The sequence below is a fragment of the Curtobacterium sp. MCBA15_016 genome, assembly GCF_001865105.1.
Lineage (GTDB): Bacteria > Actinomycetota > Actinomycetes > Actinomycetales > Microbacteriaceae > Curtobacterium.
Genome location: NZ_MJGR01000045.1, coordinates 2,381 through 3,138, shown reverse-complemented (window position 1 = coordinate 3,138; position 758 = coordinate 2,381). Strand labels below are relative to the sequence as shown.

Annotated in this window: 1 protein-coding gene; it reads right to left on the bottom strand. The window is 72.4% G+C overall.

All coding sequences use genetic code 11. The features are described from left to right. Positions 1-758, bottom strand: a 758-nt coding sequence (locus BIV03_RS16120; RefSeq protein WP_139202038.1) for an FAD-dependent oxidoreductase, incomplete at both ends; no start/stop codon positions are given.

Sequence of the window (758 nt, the reverse complement as noted above, 5' to 3'; positions counted from 1 at the left end):
CGTCGGTGTCGTGGTCGGCGACGGTCCGGAACGCGACGGAACCGAGCACGGGGTCGACCGGCACGACCAGCGCCGCGTCGCGGTCGAGCGCGAAGGTGTCCGCGGTCGCCCACGGGGTGGTGTCGAGCCGGACGAGTTCGCTGCTCGCGCTGATCCGGGCGCGCTGGGCGAGGTCCGCCCCGTCGTGGGCCCGGACGCCGATGAGCGGCGCGTCCTCGCGGAGGAGCGTCTGCTGCAGCATCGCGACGTGGTCGGTGCCGAGCTCGCGCGGCGTGAAGCCGTGGCGGGCGGCGAGGTGCGCGGCGGTCCCGGCGGCCTGGCCCTGGGTGGCGCAGGTGGCCATCACGCGGGTCGACCCGAACGCGACGTGCGACGCGGAGATGTTCCTGCCGGCGAAGAGCAGGTTGGCGACGTCCGCCGAGTAGAGGGAGCGGAACGGGATGTCGTACGTGCCGTCCGTGTACCGCTGCTGCGCCCCGGCCGTCTCGGCGTAGACGCCCTCGACCGGGTGCAGGTCGATCGACCACCCGCCGAACGCGACCGTGTCCGGGAAGGTCCGCTGCGAGAGGAGGTCCTGCTGGGTGAGGGTGTGGTCGCCCACGAACCGTCGGTACTCCCGCTTGCCCGGGATCGCGCCGACCCAGTCGAGGGTGAGCGAGTCGGCGTCGAACGCGCCGGAGTTCTTGATGTGGTCCCAGATGCCGTAGACGACGCCCCACAGTTCGTCGCGGATCCGTTCGTTCTCGGTGACGGTGTCG